General features: G+C 40.0%; 16 protein-coding genes. 14 read left to right on the plus strand and 2 right to left on the minus strand.

The window, feature by feature from the left end:
- Window positions 1-1121 precede the first annotated feature (1121 nt).
- The 12 genes from HF078_RS04945 (at window position 1122) to HF078_RS05000 (ending at window position 13798) form a co-directional block, all read left to right on the plus strand.
- The gene (locus HF078_RS04945) at window positions 1122-1505 is read left to right on the plus strand and encodes a thioesterase family protein (protein WP_169290136.1); all 384 of its coding nucleotides are present in this window, start codon (window positions 1122-1124) and stop codon (window positions 1503-1505) included.
- A 36-nt stretch (window positions 1506-1541) separates the two neighbouring features.
- Window positions 1542-2678, plus strand: a complete 1137-nt coding sequence (locus tag HF078_RS04950; RefSeq protein WP_010193997.1) for a Leu/Phe/Val dehydrogenase — start codon at window positions 1542-1544, stop codon at window positions 2676-2678.
- A 16-nt stretch (window positions 2679-2694) separates the two neighbouring features.
- Window positions 2695-3759, plus strand: a complete 1065-nt coding sequence (gene pdhA / locus HF078_RS04955) for a pyruvate dehydrogenase (acetyl-transferring) E1 component subunit alpha (protein ID WP_169290137.1) — start codon at window positions 2695-2697, stop codon at window positions 3757-3759.
- Between the two features lie 32 nt (window positions 3760-3791).
- A complete protein-coding gene (locus HF078_RS04960) occupies window positions 3792-4754 on the plus strand; it encodes an alpha-ketoacid dehydrogenase subunit beta (RefSeq protein ID WP_205831529.1) in 963 nt (320 codons plus the stop codon).
- Window positions 4755-4772: 18 nt separating this feature from the next.
- A complete protein-coding gene (locus HF078_RS04965) occupies window positions 4773-6026 on the plus strand; it encodes a dihydrolipoamide acetyltransferase family protein (protein WP_205831528.1) in 1254 nt (417 codons plus the stop codon).
- On the plus strand, window positions 6027-7463 hold the full coding sequence (locus tag HF078_RS04970) for a dihydrolipoyl dehydrogenase family protein (protein ID WP_169290139.1): 1437 nt from the start codon (window positions 6027-6029) through the stop codon (window positions 7461-7463). It abuts the gene before it with no gap.
- A 118-nt stretch (window positions 7464-7581) separates the two neighbouring features.
- Complete coding sequence (gene hppD, locus HF078_RS04975; RefSeq protein ID WP_169290140.1) at window positions 7582-8700, plus strand: 4-hydroxyphenylpyruvate dioxygenase; 1119 nt, start codon at window positions 7582-7584, stop codon at window positions 8698-8700.
- 58 nt (window positions 8701-8758) lie between these two features.
- A complete protein-coding gene (gene hisC, locus HF078_RS04980) occupies window positions 8759-9847 on the plus strand; it encodes a histidinol-phosphate transaminase (RefSeq protein WP_169290141.1) in 1089 nt (362 codons plus the stop codon).
- Window positions 9848-9866: 19 nt separating this feature from the next.
- Window positions 9867-10475: a flavin reductase family protein gene (locus HF078_RS04985; RefSeq protein ID WP_169290142.1), complete on the plus strand. Its 609-nt coding sequence runs from the start codon at window positions 9867-9869 to the stop codon at window positions 10473-10475.
- A 19-nt stretch (window positions 10476-10494) separates the two neighbouring features.
- A complete protein-coding gene (locus tag HF078_RS04990) occupies window positions 10495-11406 on the plus strand; it encodes a fumarylacetoacetate hydrolase family protein (RefSeq protein WP_169290143.1) in 912 nt (303 codons plus the stop codon).
- 23 nt (window positions 11407-11429) lie between these two features.
- Window positions 11430-12581 carry a homogentisate 1,2-dioxygenase gene (locus HF078_RS04995; RefSeq protein ID WP_169290144.1) on the plus strand — a complete coding sequence of 384 codons (1152 nt, stop codon included), beginning with the start codon at window positions 11430-11432 and terminating at the stop codon, window positions 12579-12581.
- Between the two features lie 380 nt (window positions 12582-12961).
- Complete coding sequence (locus HF078_RS05000; RefSeq protein ID WP_169290145.1) at window positions 12962-13798, plus strand: CAP domain-containing protein; 837 nt, start codon at window positions 12962-12964, stop codon at window positions 13796-13798.
- Between the two features lie 42 nt (window positions 13799-13840).
- Here HF078_RS05000 and HF078_RS05005 read toward each other — a convergent pair whose 3' ends face one another.
- Complete coding sequence (locus HF078_RS05005; RefSeq protein WP_169290146.1) at window positions 13841-14218, minus strand: hypothetical protein; 378 nt, start codon at window positions 14216-14218, stop codon at window positions 13841-13843.
- Between the two features lie 91 nt (window positions 14219-14309).
- The gene (locus HF078_RS05010; protein WP_169290147.1) at window positions 14310-15674 is read right to left on the minus strand and encodes an MATE family efflux transporter; all 1365 of its coding nucleotides are present in this window, start codon (window positions 15672-15674) and stop codon (window positions 14310-14312) included.
- Between the two features lie 417 nt (window positions 15675-16091).
- Between HF078_RS05010 and HF078_RS05015 the strand changes: the two genes are divergently transcribed.
- Both HF078_RS05015 and HF078_RS05020 read left to right on the plus strand, forming a co-directional pair.
- A complete protein-coding gene (locus HF078_RS05015; protein ID WP_169290148.1) occupies window positions 16092-16874 on the plus strand; it encodes a TerC family protein in 783 nt (260 codons plus the stop codon).
- A 150-nt stretch (window positions 16875-17024) separates the two neighbouring features.
- Window positions 17025-17897, plus strand: a complete 873-nt coding sequence (locus tag HF078_RS05020; protein WP_169290149.1) for an ATP-binding protein — start codon at window positions 17025-17027, stop codon at window positions 17895-17897.
- The last annotated feature ends 9 nt before the right edge of the window (window positions 17898-17906 follow it).

Genomic DNA, 17906 nt, shown 5'->3' on the forward strand with positions numbered 1-17906 from the left:
GCATAGTGGGAAAGAAGGAAACGGTAACAGAGAAGGCGTCTCAATCATGCCCGGAAAGAGTGAAAATGCAGAGGAGCGGTCGTCATAGGAGGTGTATGACGACCGGTGAGGGTGAAAAAGCAGAGGAGCGGTCGTCATAGGAGGTGTATGACGACCGGTGAGGGTGAAAAAGCAGAGGAGCGGTCGTCATAGGAGGTGTATGACGACCGGTGAAGGTGAAAAAGCAGAGGAGCGGTCGTCATAGGAGGTGTATGACGACAGGTGAGGGTGGAAAAGCAGAGGAGCGGTCGTCATAGGAGGTGTATGACGACAGGTGAGGGTGAAAAAGCAGAGGAGCGGTCGTCATAGGAGGTGTATGACGACCGGTGAAGGTGAAAAAGCAGAGGAGCGGTCGTCATAGGAGGTGTATGACGACAGGTGAGGGTGAAAAAGTAGAGGAGTCGTCGTCATAGGAAGTGTATGACGACCGGTGAAGGTGAAAAAGCAGAGGAGCGGTCGTCATAGGAGGTGTATGACGACAGGTGAGGGTGAAAAAGTAGAGGGGCTAGCGTCATAGGAGGTGTATGACGACAGGTGAGGGTGAAAAAGCAGAGGGGCAGTGGTCATAGGGGATTTATCCTTAGATCATGTTGTAACTATTTTTGCACATTAATATGGACTTGACTCCTCATCACCGTTATGAAGACCTCAGTGACGAGAATTTACAGTAAAGAGGTCCTCATCGCCACCGATATGAAGGTAATTGAATTAGTCAAAGAAATTCGCACGACTTCCACTTCAATCAACAAGAAAGCTACATTAATTTAAGAGGTTATAAAAAAGGAAACTTTAACTGAAGTAGCTGATAATGCATTCATTTAACATTTATGCAATATTCAGCAGTGTATTGGAACAAAAGGCGAAGACTCCAGCGGGGGAGTAACGGTAGATTGAGACCTTACAACAAAGTGAGGAGGCTCAAGGCACCGTCCCGCGGAAAGGAACAGCGGTGATAAACCAATCAACTTAACTAATACAATTTATGATTGACTATTTATAAAATTTCTACAATTTATTGACGGTTCATTTAACGGAATGTTATTATAGCGTTGAATAAACGTTATACGTTTTGAGGTGAACACATGAAGCCGGAACTAACCATAGGTACGAAACATTCCATTCAAATCACGGTTACCAACAAAATGTTTGCACAATTTGAAGGGGAACTGGTCCACCCCGTGTATTCCACCGCAATGATGGTATATCACATGGAGTGGGTTTCACGGCAAATGATATTAGGAGTTTTGGATGAGACGGAAGAAGGAATGGGTGCAGAAGTTAAAGTAAAGCACCTGGCACCGGCAAAAGAAGGAACTATTTTAACGTTAGAAGCAACGGTAGTGGGTATCAAGAAGAACTTCATTATCACGAAAGTCCTAATATTTTCTGAAGATCGCATAATGGGCGAAGGGGAAGTAACGCAAGTGATAATACCAAAAAGTAAAATTAAAACAATGATAGACTAAAAGAATAATTGAAAAAGGGTGGTTGCTTTGACAAATATGAAAACGCTTACTTCAGAAGTTGGAGGAATGGAGATGTTCGATAAAATTCAACAACACCAACAAGTAGTTTTTTGTAATGATCCAGATACAGGGTTGAAAGCCATAATTGCGATACATAACACAACGCTTGGGCCAGCTTTGGGCGGGTGTCGTATGCAACCATATCAATCAGTGGATGCTGCTTTATATGATGTTCTTCGTCTTTCAAAAGGGATGACGTATAAATGCGCAGCAGCTGACGTTGATTTTGGCGGAGGGAAAGCGGTCATTATTGGTGACCCGAATAAAGACAAAACTCCAGAACTATTTAGAGCGTTCGGTCAATTTGTCGAATCGTTAAATGGTCGTTTTTATACTGGTACTGATATGGGAACATCACCGGAGGATTTTGTGCATGCCTTAAAAGAAACGAATTGTATTGTAGGTGTGGATGAGGTGTATGGCGGAAGTGGGGATTCATCAGTTCCGACAGCTCAAGGAGTAATCTACGGAATCGAAGCGACAAACCTTACACTATGGGGGTCAAAAAATCTTTACGGAAAAAGTTATGCAATCCAAGGCCTAGGAAAGGTTGGGGCAAAAGTGGCAGAGCAACTAATGCATGCTGGAGCAGACATTTATGTATCTGACATCAATGAATTCGCCATTAACCAACTCGTCTCTAAAGCGAAAGAGATTGGAGCAGGGATCAAAGTGGTTGGCGGAGATGAAATCTACTCGGTTGATGCAGATGTGTTTGTACCGTGCGCCCTTGGTGGAATCATCAACGACCAGACGATAGAACAGTTGAAGGTAAAAGCAGTGGTAGGTTCAGCCAATAACCAGCTGATCGAAAATCATCACTGTGCGATGCTGCAAGAAAAAGGGATCCTTTATGCTCCAGATTACATCGTCAATGCCGGTGGACTGATTCAAGTGGCAGATGAACTATATGAGCCAAACAAAGAACGTGTTCTTCGCAAAACTATGGCTATCTACAATTCTTTAATGGATGTATATAAAGAAGCAGAGAAAATGAATATTACGACAGTGGAAGCGGCAAATAACTTCTGCGAACAGAGATTAGTAGATAGAAGCAGAAGAAACAGCTTCTTCACTCATTCCAAGCGACCAAAATGGTCAGTACGAGTTTAATAGAGGGGGAAATAAGGTGATAAATCAATTTCCTATCATACAGATTATCGATAATCAAGGAAATATCCTTGATAAAACGTATGAAGAAAGAATCACAGAAGATCTTGCAAAGTCAATGTATAGACACTTACTTAGAATTCGCACCTTTGACAAAAAATGTATTAGTCTTCAACGACAAGGCCGCATCGGCACCTATGCTCCATATGAAGGGCAAGAAGCTTCCCAAGTAGGGAGTGCGATGGCATTGAATGATGAAGACTGGCTATTTCCTTCTTATAGAGACCACGGTGCTACCATGACGTTCGGTCACTCCCTTCGCAATATTCTCCTGTTTTGGAATGGGAGAAATGAAGGGTGTATTCCGGCAAATGGGAAGAAAGTATTTCCACCGGGGATTCCAATAGCAACACAGTTACCACATGCTGTAGGCGCAGCCTATGCAGAGAAAAGAAAAGGAACGAAAAATGCAAGTATTGTTTATTTCGGGGATGGAGCAACATCTGAAGGTGATTTTCATGAAGGGTTAAACTTTGCAAGCGTTCTTAAGGCGCCGGTTGTGTTTTTTAACCAGAACAATCATTTTGCCATTTCGGTACCTTTATCAAAACAAATGAATACTGAAACTATTGCTCAGAAAGCACTAGCTTATGATATGAGAAGTGTCCGTATAGATGGTAATGATGTTTTCGCCGTTTATTTTCATACGTTGGAATCATTAGAACAAGCAAGAAATGGGGAGGGTCCAACCTTAATCGAAGCGGTAACATGGAGATATGGTGCTCATACGACAGCTGATGACCCAACCAAATACAGAGACCAATCAGAAAATGAGAAAAGACGTGAGAATGACCCTGTTCTTCGTTTGGAACGCTTTATGAAAAATCAAGGCTGGTTTACAGAAGACTGGAAAGAATCAATGTTAGTGGATCTTTCTCAAGAAGTCGATACTGCAATAGAAGAAATGGAGAATTTTCCTAAGGCAGACCCTGCTGACATGTTCGACTACGTGTTTGAAAAACCGACATGGGGAATTGAGCAGCAGAAAAAGGAACTTCTTAACATGATGAGAGGTGAAGCATAGTGGAAACGGCATTGAAAACGAAAACATTGACAATGGTTCAAGCAATTACGGATGGGTTAGATACCATGCTTCGAGAAAACAAAAATGTACTTCTCATGGGCGAAGACATTGGGGTAAATGGTGGTGTTTTCCGGGCTACAGAAGGCCTGCAACAAAAATATGGCGAAGACCGTGTGATTGATACACCTTTAAGTGAAGCTGGTTTCATTGGAGCTGCAATCGGTATGGCGATAAATGGTTTCCGTCCGGTAACAGAGATACAATTTCTTGGATTTATTTATCCTGCCTACGAACAGATCATGACACATGCATCAAGGATTAGAGCTAGAACGATGGGGCATTATACGGTCCCTATGGTCATCCGGGCACCATATGGGGCAGGAGTAAGGGCACCAGAAATCCACTCAGATAGTACAGAGGCAATTTTCACCCATATGCCGGGAATCAAAGTGGTTTGTCCGTCTAATCCATATGACGCCAAAGGATTATTGATTGCTGCAATCGAGGATCCAGATCCTGTACTATTTTTAGAGCCGATGCGTTGTTATCGATCTGTAAGAGAAGATGTACCTGAAGGGAAATATACGGTGGAAATCGGGAAAGGAAAGATTTGCAAGGAAGGCGAGGATGTTACCATTATCGCTTGGGGAGCGATGGTTCCTGTTGCCCTTCAATCTGCAAAAAAACTAGAATCAGAGGGTGTTAGTTGCGAAGTAATTGACTTAAGAAGCCTCTACCCTATTGATAAAGATATCATTGCAGAATCTGTACAGAAAACTGGTAGAACGGTTATTGTTCACGAAGCGCATGCGGCAACAAGTGTTAGTGGAGATGTTCTTGCCATTATCAATGAAACATCATTCCTCTATCAAAAGGCGCCAGTGGAGCGAGTAACGGGATTTGATGTGCCTGTTCCTTATTTCGGTTTTGAAGACTACTATCTGCCTACTACTGACAGAGTCGTTGCGGCAGTAAATAAAGTGATGAAGTTTTAGTATAAGGGGGTTCAACGTATGATCGAGGTCAAACTTCATGATATTGGGGAAGGAATGACACAGGCTGATATTTTATCTTTTTTTGTGAAAAAGGGAGATAAAGTAAAGCCAGATGAGCCTCTAGTTGAGGTACAGACAGATAAAATGACTGCTGAAATACCGGCACCACTTGCTGGAGTCATCAAAGAGATATTAGTAGAGGAAGGGGAAACCATTTCAGTTGGTACCACTTTATTTTTATTAGAAGCTGAATCAGCTGGGAAGGAATTAATAACGGCTCCCAATTCTACAGATAAAAACATTTCCACAAATGCTGTCGATACAACAAGAGAGCATCAACCACAAACAAAGCTTAAATCATTTAGAATCATGGCGGCCCCATATACAAGAAAGATTGCGAGGGACGCAGGAGTTGATATTGAACAAATTGAGGGGACCGGCCTTGCTGGAAGAATTACTGATGAAGATGTATATAGATTCATAGAAAGTAAAGAGCAGCCTGCACCAAAAGTTGAAATGAAAGAACAGCCCGTTCAGCCACCTCAATCCGATACAGAATTAAATGATTATCAAGAACCTACAACTGTCATTCCATACAGAGGCCGGAGAAAACAGATAGGCAAAAAAATGTCACAGTCACTTCTTACGATTCCTCATTGCACTCATTTTGAAGAAATAGATGTGACAAATATTTTAGAACTCAGGGAGATTTGGAAAAAAAGCAATCAAAACATTTCAGCAACTGCTCTATTCTTAAAAGCCATATCCATCGCCCTAAAAGATTATCCAATCTTTAATGCCAGATTGAATGAGCAAGAAGAGACAATCGAGTTAATGAGAGAACATCACATAGGAATAGCTACCGATACAGAAGAAGGACTGATTGTCCCTGTGATCCGTAATGTAGAGAAAAAGTCATTAAAAGAAATACATGCCAATTTAAAAGAGTTAACAAAAAAGGCACTGGATAATAAGATTTCCATGAAGGAATTGACTGGCGGCAGTTTTACAATCAGTAATGTTGGTCCTCTTGGGGGAAGTATTGGCGCTACACCAATTATCAATCAGCCGGAAGTGGGCTTGATCTCCTTCCACAAAACCAAAAAGCGACCAGTTGTAAATGAGCAGGATGAAATTGTTATACGTTCCATCATGAACATTTCTATGTCCTTCGATCATCGTGTGGCAGATGGAGCTACAGCTGTAGCATTTACCAACAGGCTGACTCAACTTTTAGAAGAACCAAAATTATTAATGCTGGAGCTGGTTTAAATGGTTGTGGGCGAACTTACTCAAGAACGTGATGTAATGGTTATTGGTGGAGGTCCTGGTGGTTATCACGCTGCAATTAGAGCGGCTCAATTAGGTCGACAAGTTACCATTATTGAGAAAAACAAACTTGGCGGCGTCTGTTTAAATGAAGGATGTATACCATCCAAAGTACATACTGCAGCAGCGCAATCTTTCCAAAGGATGGAATCTTTTCTGCAACTAGGGCTAGATACTAGCGGTGTAACATTCGATATAACAAGGTTACAGGAACACAAAAAGAAGGTTGTGGAGCAATTGCTTCAAGGTGTCGTTGCATTATGTAAAGCTAATAAAATCGAGATCATAGAGGGAGAGGCCTCCTTTATATCCGCCAGAAAAATAGGGGTGGAGAATGGGCATCAATATGATACTTTCACTTTTAATGATGTAATAATTGCTGCCGGCTGCAATAAAAAACCGATCGCAGAAATACATCATCATGCTCTAACACCAACTTCGATATGGAACCATGAAGAATTGCCGAGTGACCTAATATTATATGGAAACGATGATATTACCCTTGAAGCTGCAACAACCTTTAACAGTTTAGGATCAAAGGTGACATTGATTCTTCCGCCAGAACAGCATGAGTTTACATTTGACCCTGCCATTAACAAGGAGCTGCAGAGACAGTTAAAAAAACAAAAAATTAAACTCTATAAGACTGATACTACTCCTAAGTTCAGGTTTGATGAGATTCAGTGGGAAGTGTCATTTGAAAACGGTAAGAATGAATCAGTTATTTTGGAGAGTTCTCATCTATATTGTGCGGAAGAAAGAAACCCGGTAACAGAATCACTTGGTATTCAGCGTGCAGGCATTCATTTGAGTGATGAAGGCTTTATTAAAATCAATGAAGCATGCCGTACTAATATTGCCTCCATTTATGCTATTGGCGATATTACAGAAGGCCCTGCCTTAGCAGTTAAAGCCATTAAACAGGGAAAAGTGGCCGCGGAAAACATTGCAGGCCAACAATCCGAGTGCGATTTTACTTTTCTACCTAGAATCGTTCAGTCCATCCCTCCAATTGCATCTGTCGGAATGACTGAAACAGAAGCGATCGAAAATGGATTTGAAGTGAAGGTAGGAGAAAGCAGCCTGCAATCAAATGGTTATACAAGCATTCTTGGCCAAAAAGAGGGGTTCACTAAAACTGTTACTGACGCCAAAACAGATCTAGTATTGGGTATACATATGATGGGAGCCCAAGCGGTAGAAATGGTTAGTACCGGAACTCTTGCTTTAGAAATGGTTGCAAGAGAAGAGGATTTGCTGTTTCCTTCCTACCCGCACCCGAGTGTAAATGAAAGTATGTGGGAGTCGGTGGAGGATCTTGAAGGAAAAGCAATTCATAAGGTCCCGAAAGTGACAAAACAAAAAGTAACTTCGTCATGACACGTTGGCGCGTCAAAGCATTCTAGCTTTAAACGAGACTCTTGCAGACTATGAAAATAATAGATTATATTATATTCAGAATAATAATATTTTTTAAAAAAGATCAGGAGGGATATTTATGAACGTAGAAAAAACGATGCAATTAAAAGAGCAAGCAGAAGAAGTTTTCCCCGTAAAAGATGTTGACTATTTGGAGATATACACTGGCAATGCCAAACAAGCTTCTCATTTTTTCGCTACCACATTCGGATTTCAGCCTATTGCTTATTCAGGATTAGAGACAGGCAACAGGGAAACCGTTTCCTATGTTTTAAAACAGCGTAATGTACGACTTGTCATTACAGGTTCCCTTAAACAAGATACAAAGATTTCTGAGTTTGTTAAAAAGCATGGAGACGGAGTAAAGGATATTGCGCTTGTCGTGGAAGATGTTGAAAGTGCTTACAACGGAGCGGTGGAAAGAGGAGCGATAGCTATACAACCCCCACAAGAGCTGACAGACGAGCACGGAACATTGAAGAAAGCGGTAATTGGTACATACGGAGATACCATTCACACATTGGTTGAACGCAAAAATTATAATGGGGTATTCATGCCTGGATTCAAGGCATACACGAACTCCACTCCAGTTAAGGACGCTGGCATTATCGGAATCGATCATGTGGTGGGGAACGTAGAACAAATGGAAGAATGGGTTGCTTACTACGAAAAAGTAATGGGCTTCAAAGAAATGACTCATTTTACAGATAAAGATATTAACACAGAATATTCCGCCCTAATGTCAAAAGTAATGCACAATGGCGGCAGAATCAAATTCCCAATCAATGAACCTGCGGAAGGAAAAAGAAAATCACAAATTGAAGAATACTTGGAGTTCTATAATGGCGCCGGTGTTCAACATATCGCTATTTTAACGGAAGACATTGTTCAGACAGTAAGCAAACTAAAAGAAAATGGTGTAGAGTTTCTAAATACTCCTGACACTTACTATGAAATGTTGTCAGATAGAGTAGGGGAAATTGATGAGGAAATTGCAAAGCTTCGCGAACTGAGCATACTGGTTGACCGAGATGATGAGGGATATCTGCTTCAAATCTTTACAAAACCTATTGTAGATAGACCAACCCTTTTCATTGAAGTTATCCAGCGTAAGGGAGCAAAAGGCTTTGGTGAAGGAAATTTCAAAGCATTGTTTGAATCCATTGAAAGAGAGCAAGAATTGAGAGGAAATCTGTAAGCACGTTACTAAGGGGAGGACCAGTTTCCTCCCTTTTTTATAGGAGGTAGATTAAAGCATGGCGGTAAAAGTTAAAAGCCGAGAAATTCTCCAGCATATTGCTGCCTACCCTTTAGGGAAAAGCTTGCAGGATATACAGACGGAATTAGGAATTGCGAATATAAGAAACATGTCTGAAATTGAAAATGTGTTTGGATGTTCACCGCTGGTAAAAAAACAATTAATGCAAAGACTAGATCATCTATTTACATACCCTGATGGTTCCGCTAGAGCTCTCTCTACCAAATTGGGGGATTTTTTGGGAGTAGCACAAAATCAGTTGTTCATTGGGAATGGGTCAGATGAAATAATTAGGCTGCTTATTCGAGCTTTTCTCAATAAAGAGGAAGAAGCTATTATGGCTGATGTTACATTCCCTAGATACAAAACCAATGTCTCCATTGAAGGTGGCAAGCCGGTGATCGTTCCATTAAAAGATGGTGTACATGATTTGACAGCCATGCTAGCTAATATTACAGATGAGACAAAAATGATTTTTGTCTGCAATCCTAATAATCCGACAGGAACTATCGTTGAAAAGGGGGAACTTGTTTCTTTCATTCAAAAAGTGCCAGAGCATATCTTGATTGTTCTAGATGAAGCGTACTATGAATACGCAACAAGTGAGGACTATCTTCAATCCATCCCTCTTTTAAAGAGACATGCCAACCTTGTTGTTTTAAGAACGTTTTCTAAAGTATATGGCTTAGCAGGATTACGAATTGGTTATGGCATCATGGATCCTTCCATATCAGCAGAATTAAACAAAGTGAAAGAGGTTTTCAATGTAAATCAGCTTGCTCAAGCAGCTGCGATGGAAGCCATTATGGATCAGGAATTTAGAAGGGTGTGTATCCTTCGCAATGAAGAAGGAAGAGCGTACTTGGAGTCAGAATTAGATGAACTGGGTTATACCTATTTCCTTACACAAGCGAATTTCATGATGATACATATCGGCAGAGATGGAAATGAGATTACTCAAAAATTATTAACAAAGGGGATCATGGTTAAATCAGGAGCAGTCTTGGGGTACCCAAACAGTATAAGGGTCACCATCTGCTCCATGGAAGATAACCGTTATTTTATCGAAACGTTAAAAAATTTGTAGCAAAGTGCAGGTGACAAACATGGATATTCAACCAAGCAATCTTGCCTGGAAAGATGCATATAAGCTGATGGTGGGTTCTATTTTGCCAAGACCCATTGCACTAGTTTCTTCTATTAATAAAGAAGGAGTTGCAAACATCGCTCCTTTCAGTTTTTTTACAGCCATAAGTGCTGAGCCGATGCTAGTCTGCTTTTCCCCTATGAGAAGAGGAACAGATGGCTCGAAAAAGGACACCTTATTGAATATTGAAAGTACAAAGGAGTTTGTCATCAATATTGTCAGTGAAGAAATAGTGGAACAAATGAATATCACCGCAACGGAATTCCCAAGCGATGTGGATGAATTTGTAGAATCAGGTTTCACGAAAGAACCTAGTCTAATAGTAGCACCGCCGCGGGTGAAGGAAAGCCTTGTGCAAATGGAATGCACTCTTCACCAAGTGTTGCATTTCGGTGATGTACCAGGTTCAGGCAGCCTAGTTATCGGAAAAGTAGAGAGTTTTCACATATCAGATGATCTTTATTTCGATGGAAAGATTGATACAAAGAAATTGAATCCTGTAGGTAGAATGGCAGGGAGCATGTACACAAGGGCCATACATGATATGTTCGAACTTCAACGCAAATAATGAAATGTGAGGGTGTGTCATGAAGTATATTACCTTTAAAAATAGCTCTGGTGAGATAAAAGCAGGCTGGATAAATCATGACATGGTTGTCGATATGAACGAAGCATCTGATGGATTATTACCTAATGACCTTTTGACATTAATAAATCATTATGAAAAATTTAAAGACATCGTCGCACTTCACGATGCTAGTGATAGCGAAAAAGGGAGATATCCTTTTGAAGAAGTCACACTCCTTGCACCTTTACCAAAACCAGTAAGTGTCCGAGATTTCTATGCATTTGAGGATCACGTAAAAACGGCAAGGGCAAAAAGAGGACTTGATGTAATTCCGGAATGGTATGAGATTCCCGTTTTTTATTTTACGAATCATTTGGCCATAAAGGGACCAGGTGACTTAATTGAAAAACCATCAGCCTGTGAGTGGTTGGATTATGAGCTGGAAATCGCCTGCATCATTGGAAAAGAAGGTAGAAATGTTAAAGCTCAGGATGCTGATGAATACATTTTCGGCTATTGCATCATGAATGACTGGAGTGCAAGGGACCTTCAAGCAAAAGAGATGAAGGTAGGATTAGGGCCGGCAAAGGGGAAAGATTTCGCCACATCTTTAGGGCCTGTCATTGTGACACCAGATGAACTAGAATCGTTTAAGACAAATAAAGGCTACAACTTAGAAATGACCGCTTCTGTCAATGGAAGTCTTCTTTCTAAAGGGAATTTCGAGCAGATCCACTATAATTTTGCTCAAATGATTGAAAGAGCTTCAGCTGATGTTACATTGCACCCAGGAGAAGTGATAGGATCAGGAACTGTCGGAACAGGTTGTATCTTAGAACTTGGCACTGACGTCCACCGCTGGCTAAAGCCCGGTGACGAAGTAGAATTATCCATCACTGGCCTAGGAACATTGAAAAACACAATCAGATAACTACTATGATATGAGGTGAGCTCATGTATTATCGTAAAATGGGAGAAATACCACATAAACGCCACACCATGTTCAAAAAAGAAGATGGCACATTATATAGAGAACAAGTAATGGGAACCAAAGGTTTCTCAGGCACACAATCTATCCTCTATCATCACTACCTGCCCACAGAAGTAGTAAAATCAAACGTGCTTGGCAGCTATATGCCTGAATATGAAGAACAAGAAGCCCTGAACCACCGGCACCTACTCACTACATCCATCGAGACCAAAGGAAATGCACTCGATGCCAGAGAATACTTATTAGGAAACAGTGATCTATTAATAGGTACAGCCTTGGTTACGGAACCGATGGAGAATTATTACCGAAATGGAGACGGAGACGAACTCCTTTTCATTCATTACGGTTCAGGTAAAATAGAAACCATGTTCGGAACGATTACATACCGCCCTGGTGATTATGTAACAATACCGATCGGCACCATTTACCGAGTAGTTCCAAATGAAGAAACGAAAATCCTCTTCATTGAATCATTCAGTCAATTAACCACACCTAGAAGGTACCGCAATGAATATGGTCAGATGCTCGAGCACAGTCCATTTTGTGAGCGTGACTTCAGAGGTCCTGAAATGTTGGAAACATACACAGAAAAAGGAGAGTATGAGGTAATTACCAAAACAAGGGGTTATTTGCATTCTCACATACTTGGGCACCATCCGCTTGATGTTGTGGGTTGGGACGGTTATCTCTATCCTTGGGTATTTAATATAGAAGATTTTGAACCAATAACAGGAAGGGTTCATCAGCCACCTCCAGTCCATCAGACGTTTGAAGGCCATAACTTTGTTGTCTGTTCTTTTGTGCCAAGATTATACGATTACCACCCAGAAGCAATACCGGCTCCTTATTATCATAGTAACGTGAACAGTGATGAACTGCTTTATTATGTGGCAGGAAACTTCATGAGCCGCAAAGGAATTGAGGAAGGATCCATAACATTGCATCCATCAGGAATTCCACATGGTCCGCATCCTGGTACCACTGAAGCTAGTATTGGAAAGAAGGAGACCTTGGAGCTTGCAGTTATGATAGATACATTCAAGCCTTTGAAAGTTGTAAAAAAAGCTCACGGTATTGAAGATAAAAAGTATATGTTCACGTGGATAGAAAAATAATTTTGTGGGAAACACCAGGCTTTCCAAAAAGCTTGGTGTTTTTTATGGTTTTTTTATCCAAAAAAGTAAGATTTCCTGTAAATAATGTAACATAACAGTACTATCTTGTAATAAAATGGACGGTATCAAAACTTGTCAACACCATTTTTTTAGTATAATTTAAATTTGTTTCATTTTACTGGAAAAATGCATCAAATCCGTTTCAATTATACTCTCTTGAAATCCGTTGATACATAAAGATTCTTGTAGTATATGGATAATTATAGAATAATAACATTTTCAATATCCACATTATTCCTCTAATATTACACAAAACCCATGATATGATTTTAGTGTAGCAAGAAAGCAACACAAAAAACTTTCAAGGGGGAAACACACCTATGAAAATCAACAAAAAGTCAATCATCACTGCTGTAACTACTGCAGCTGTATTAACTGCAGCACCATTCGGAATGAATGCAAAGGCAGAATCAAACGCACCAACAAAACCAACATGTGACTTAACAAACAAAGTCACTTCATTTAATAGTAATAAAGCATTCACTAACCAAGAAGATGCAAAGGCGTTCTTAGACGGTTATGTGAAAGAACTTGAAGAAAAATACGGTGTAAAAGTTAATTTAAATGGCGCACCATCTGCTGAAGCAGCTGAAAAAGAAGCACCTAAGCAAGAAGCTCCAAAACAAGCTGAGCAGAAACCTGCTGAAAAAGTAGAAGCGCCTAAGGAAGAAAAAGCGGAAGCTCCTGCAGAGGCACCAAAACAGGAAGCTCAAGCACCACAACAACAAGCTCCACAGCAAAATGCTGAAAAACCAGCAACTGAACAAGCAGCAGGCGCTGTAAGTGAGTTTGAAAAGAAAGTAGTAGAATTAACAAACGCTGAGCGTGAAAAACAAGGTCTAGCTCCATTAACATTAGATGAAGAATTAAGCAAAGTAGCAAAAGAGAAGTCTAAAGACATGCAACAAAATAATTATTTCTCTCATAACAGCCCAACTTACGGATCTCCATTTGATATGATGAAACAATTTGGAGTAGAATACCGTACAGCAGGTGAAAACATTGCACAAGGACAACAAAGCCCTGAAGAGGTAGTAAATGCATGGATGAATTCTGAAGGACACCGTGCTAATATCATGAACGAAAACTTCACTCATATCGGTGTAGGTCATGTAGAAGAAGGTAACTACTGGACGCAAATGTTCATTGGAAAATAATATAGTAACTATTGAAAAGGCAGCCGACTGGCTGCCTTTTTCCTATGTCTCTATTTTAAAGCGTTGATCACAACGTTCCATAAAAAAGTAGGCCTTTTTAATTTGTTGGACCACCTTTTGGATACTATTAGGATTAATGCGGTTGACCCCGATATCCTGCAAATAGGCAAAAACAACAGCCAAGGAAGGTAAGAGAAAGTCTGAACTCAAAAGATTGGCATCGTAATCAATCAAGATTTTAATTTCGCTTTTTAACTTAACTTTGTATCTTTTGAAATGTAGAATCAAGTCTTCATGTAATTTTGTCTTTTGCTCATAGTTTGCCATTTCATAGCTTTCTAACAAATCAAGAAGAATTTTAAGCTCATGTCGAAAATAGTGTAAAGAAGCTCGGACTTTTTCCATATCATAATCATTCATCGGTATTACCTCACTTAAAAAATTATCATATGACTTTTTTCGACAATTTACTACAAAACTCCTTTTTTTATTCCTATAAGAATAGTTATAGTTATTTTGCGGTTCCTGATATAGCCATATATCTGTTTTGGAGAATGTTTAATCGCCAAGAAAGCCCTATTGCTCCTGCTGCTAAACCGCAAATTAAACCAATCCAATAGCCAAATGCTCCGAAATCAGTATAGTTTGCCAATATATACCCAATTGGTAAACCAATAATCCAATAAGATACAAAGGCAAGCATGAACGTAACATTCACATCTTTATATCCTCGTAGGGCCCCCTGTATCGGGGCAGCAATGGCATCAGAAAGCTGAAAGAAAATGGCGTACAGAAGGAAAGCGGTAGTTAGGGTAATAACTTCTGGATCTTTTGTGTAAAGATAAGCGACTTCTGCTCTAAAGAAATATAGAAATACAGCACAAATGGAAGAAAGAAGGACAGCAGAAACGACTCCCATAATGGTGTATTGTTTGGCATCTTGAATGCGTCCAGCTCCAACTTCAAATCCGACCAAAATAGTTAAAGCCATGGAAATACTGAGCGGTATCATGTAAAGAAGGGAAGCGAAATTCAGTGCTACTTGATGAGAGGCGATTGTCACAGTATCAAATGAACTCATCAAAAGAGTCACAGCTGAAAAAATACTCGTTTCAAAGAAAATGGAAAGACCTATTGGAACCCCGATCAGTAATATTTCTTTCCACTTTGAAAATGATACGGGATATAGTTTTTTGAAAAGCGGATACTTGGTAAATGGTCTCTTCTTTAGGACAATATATAAGGAAATAATCATAATTAGCCAATAAGTCAAAGCAGATGCCACTCCTGCACCAATTCCTCCAAGGGCAGGAAGTCCAAGTTTGCCGAAAATCAATAAGTAGTTTAGCAAGACATTAATAGGTAAGGACAGAAGAGTGATGATCATAGACGTTCTTGTGTGTCCTAGCGCATCAATAAAACATCGAAGTACTGTATAAACAAAGAGCGGTACTATTCCGAAGCCAAGTGCAATCAAATAGTATTTTGCTACATATCTAACTTCTGCTTCTAAATTCATACCAGTAAGAATCGGATTGATTAACACTGCCCCAATACAGATAACAAGAATACTCATGGCAAACGCAACATACACACCTTGGGTAATGGAAAAAGGAACACCTTTTGTCTTTTTAGCGCCAACAAGCTGTGCGACAATTGGAGTAATAGAGAGCAGTATTCCGCTTAGACCTGTGTAAACTGGGACCCAGAGTCCAGAAGCAATCGCAACGCCGGCCAAGTCAGTAGCTCCTACGTTTCCCGTCATCATGATGTCAAAGAGATTCATCGAAAATAAGCCAAGTTGTGTTATCAGAATAGGTACTACAATTTTAATGAAAAGATGGAGACGTTCTTTATAAGAAAATACTTGATGCATACTAATCCCACGACCTTTAATATAGAAATAGATAATAATGTTATGGATTATATCACAAAAAAATTATTTAGAGTGTAGAAATAAATTATTTGAAATTTAAGATATTGGCCTTCCAATACCTACTTACTTCCGAAAAATAATGTGTTGACACTCTTCTATAAACCTACTAGAATAGTTATATATTAAAACTACATATGCACAAGCCCAATCAAAGGGGAGTAGCTATGAGAACGATATTGCCGTCATGACGTGACTGAATTATTCAGCACCGGCATTATCGGCAACGAATATGTTGTTAGCAAGACCTTTGCCTAAACTGGAAATTGGACAGTTCTAGGTAAAGGTCTTTTATGTGTTCATAAAAGCCTTTGCCTGTTTCTTAGGAAAGGCTTTTGTTATGTAAAAGGAGAGGAAACCATGGAGATATCATTATTATTGGAATACGGCTGGGTTCTTCTTGTCTTGATTGCACTTGAAGGTATTTTGGCGGCTGACAACGCACTAGTACTAGCAATTATGGTTAAGCACCTACCAGAAGAGGCACGTAAAAAGGCTTTATTTTACGGTCTGGCAGGGGCTCTCGTCTTCAGGCTTGGATCTTTGTTTGCCATCTCATTCTTAGTAACAATTTGGCAAGTTCAGGCGATTGGAGCCGCATACTTGCTGTTTATCGCACTCAACCATATATGGCGAAGGTTTGCAGTGGCAAAAGTGGAGCATGCTGCCACTATTGATACGCCTAAAAAACAGTCCGGTTTTTGGATGACAGTTTTCAAAGTAGAAGTTGCTGACATTGCTTTCGCTGTCGACTCTATCCTTGCAGCTTTCGCATTGGCCATGACGTTGCCAAAAACAAACCTCCCTCAAATCGGAGGTATTGATGGAGGGCAATTCATCATCATCTTCCTTGGTGGATTTATCGGGGTAGTGATTATGCGTTTTGCTGCTACCTTGTTTGTTAAATTGTTAAAGGAAAGACCAAGTTTGGAAACAGCCGCATTTTTAATTGTAGGTTGGGTAGGTTTCAAACTGGCTATGTACACACTGGCACATCCAAGTGTTGGCGTGCTTCCTTACCACTTCCCACACAGTCCCTTGTTTAAAGCGATGTTCTGGATTGTCTTAATTGGTATCGCTGTTGGTGGCTGGATTGTTTCAGGAAAGAACAAAGTAGTTCAGGAAGTGGATAGCATCAAGTAAGTTAACTCATTTTACTTCAAGTAACATGCAATTATTGATATAATGTACTTGGCTGTTGACAATCTAATGTCAGCAGCCTTTTTCAATAATTCGATATCTACGCCCTTATTGTGGGATACTAAATGGAATAAGTTAAAAGGAGACGGAAAGATGTTTGCTATAGATCAATTACCTACAGCTATTCAAGAAAAGATAAAAAGAAACAAAGAAAAAGAAGGTACTAGTTCCCTTATTGGGGCTGCAGGGTATACATCAGCCGACGATGATGTTTTGTTTGATTGTATTATTGCATTATCTATGGGGAAGAACGTCCTATTAAAAGGGCCAACCGGCTCAGGAAAAACGAAGTTGGCAGAAACGTTATCTTCCATTTTTCATCAACCAATGCATAGTATCAACTGCTCAGTAGATTTAGATGCTGAGGCACTGCTTGGTTTTAAGACCATTCATAATAATGATGGAAAAGCGACCATAGAGTTTGTGCCAGGTCCAGTTATTAATGCAATGAAACAAGGAAACCTTTTATATATAGATGAGATAAATATGGCGAAACCTGAAACCTTGCCAATTTTGAACGGAGTATTAGATTACCGTAAAACCATTACGAATCCTTTTACAGGTGAAGTAGTGAAAGCAAATCAGGACTTTGGGGTTATTGCCGCCATCAATGAAGGGTATGTGGGAACGGTCCCATTAAATGAAGCATTGAAAAATCGTTTTGTCGTCATCGATGTACCTTATGTGCAGGGAGAAGTTTTACTTCAAGTATTGAAAAGTCAATCCAAGTTGGAAGACGAAAAACTACTTGGCAAATATGTAACATTATCTGCTGACCTTATCGCGCTTGTTGAAAACGGAAATCTTTCAGAAGAAGCTGCATCTGTGCGCGCACTATTAGACACTTGTGATCTTAGTGTATACTTACCGCCACTTAGAGCGATTAAGCGTGGTATTGTAGAAAAGTTGGAAGATGAAAGAGAAAAAGCCGCTATCTTAAACATCGCACAAACTTTGTTTGAATGAGGAGATTAA

This window comes from Bacillus sp. RO2 (assembly GCF_012911845.1).
In the GTDB taxonomy this organism is placed as follows: Bacteria; Bacillota; Bacilli; order Bacillales; family Bacillaceae_I; genus Sutcliffiella_A.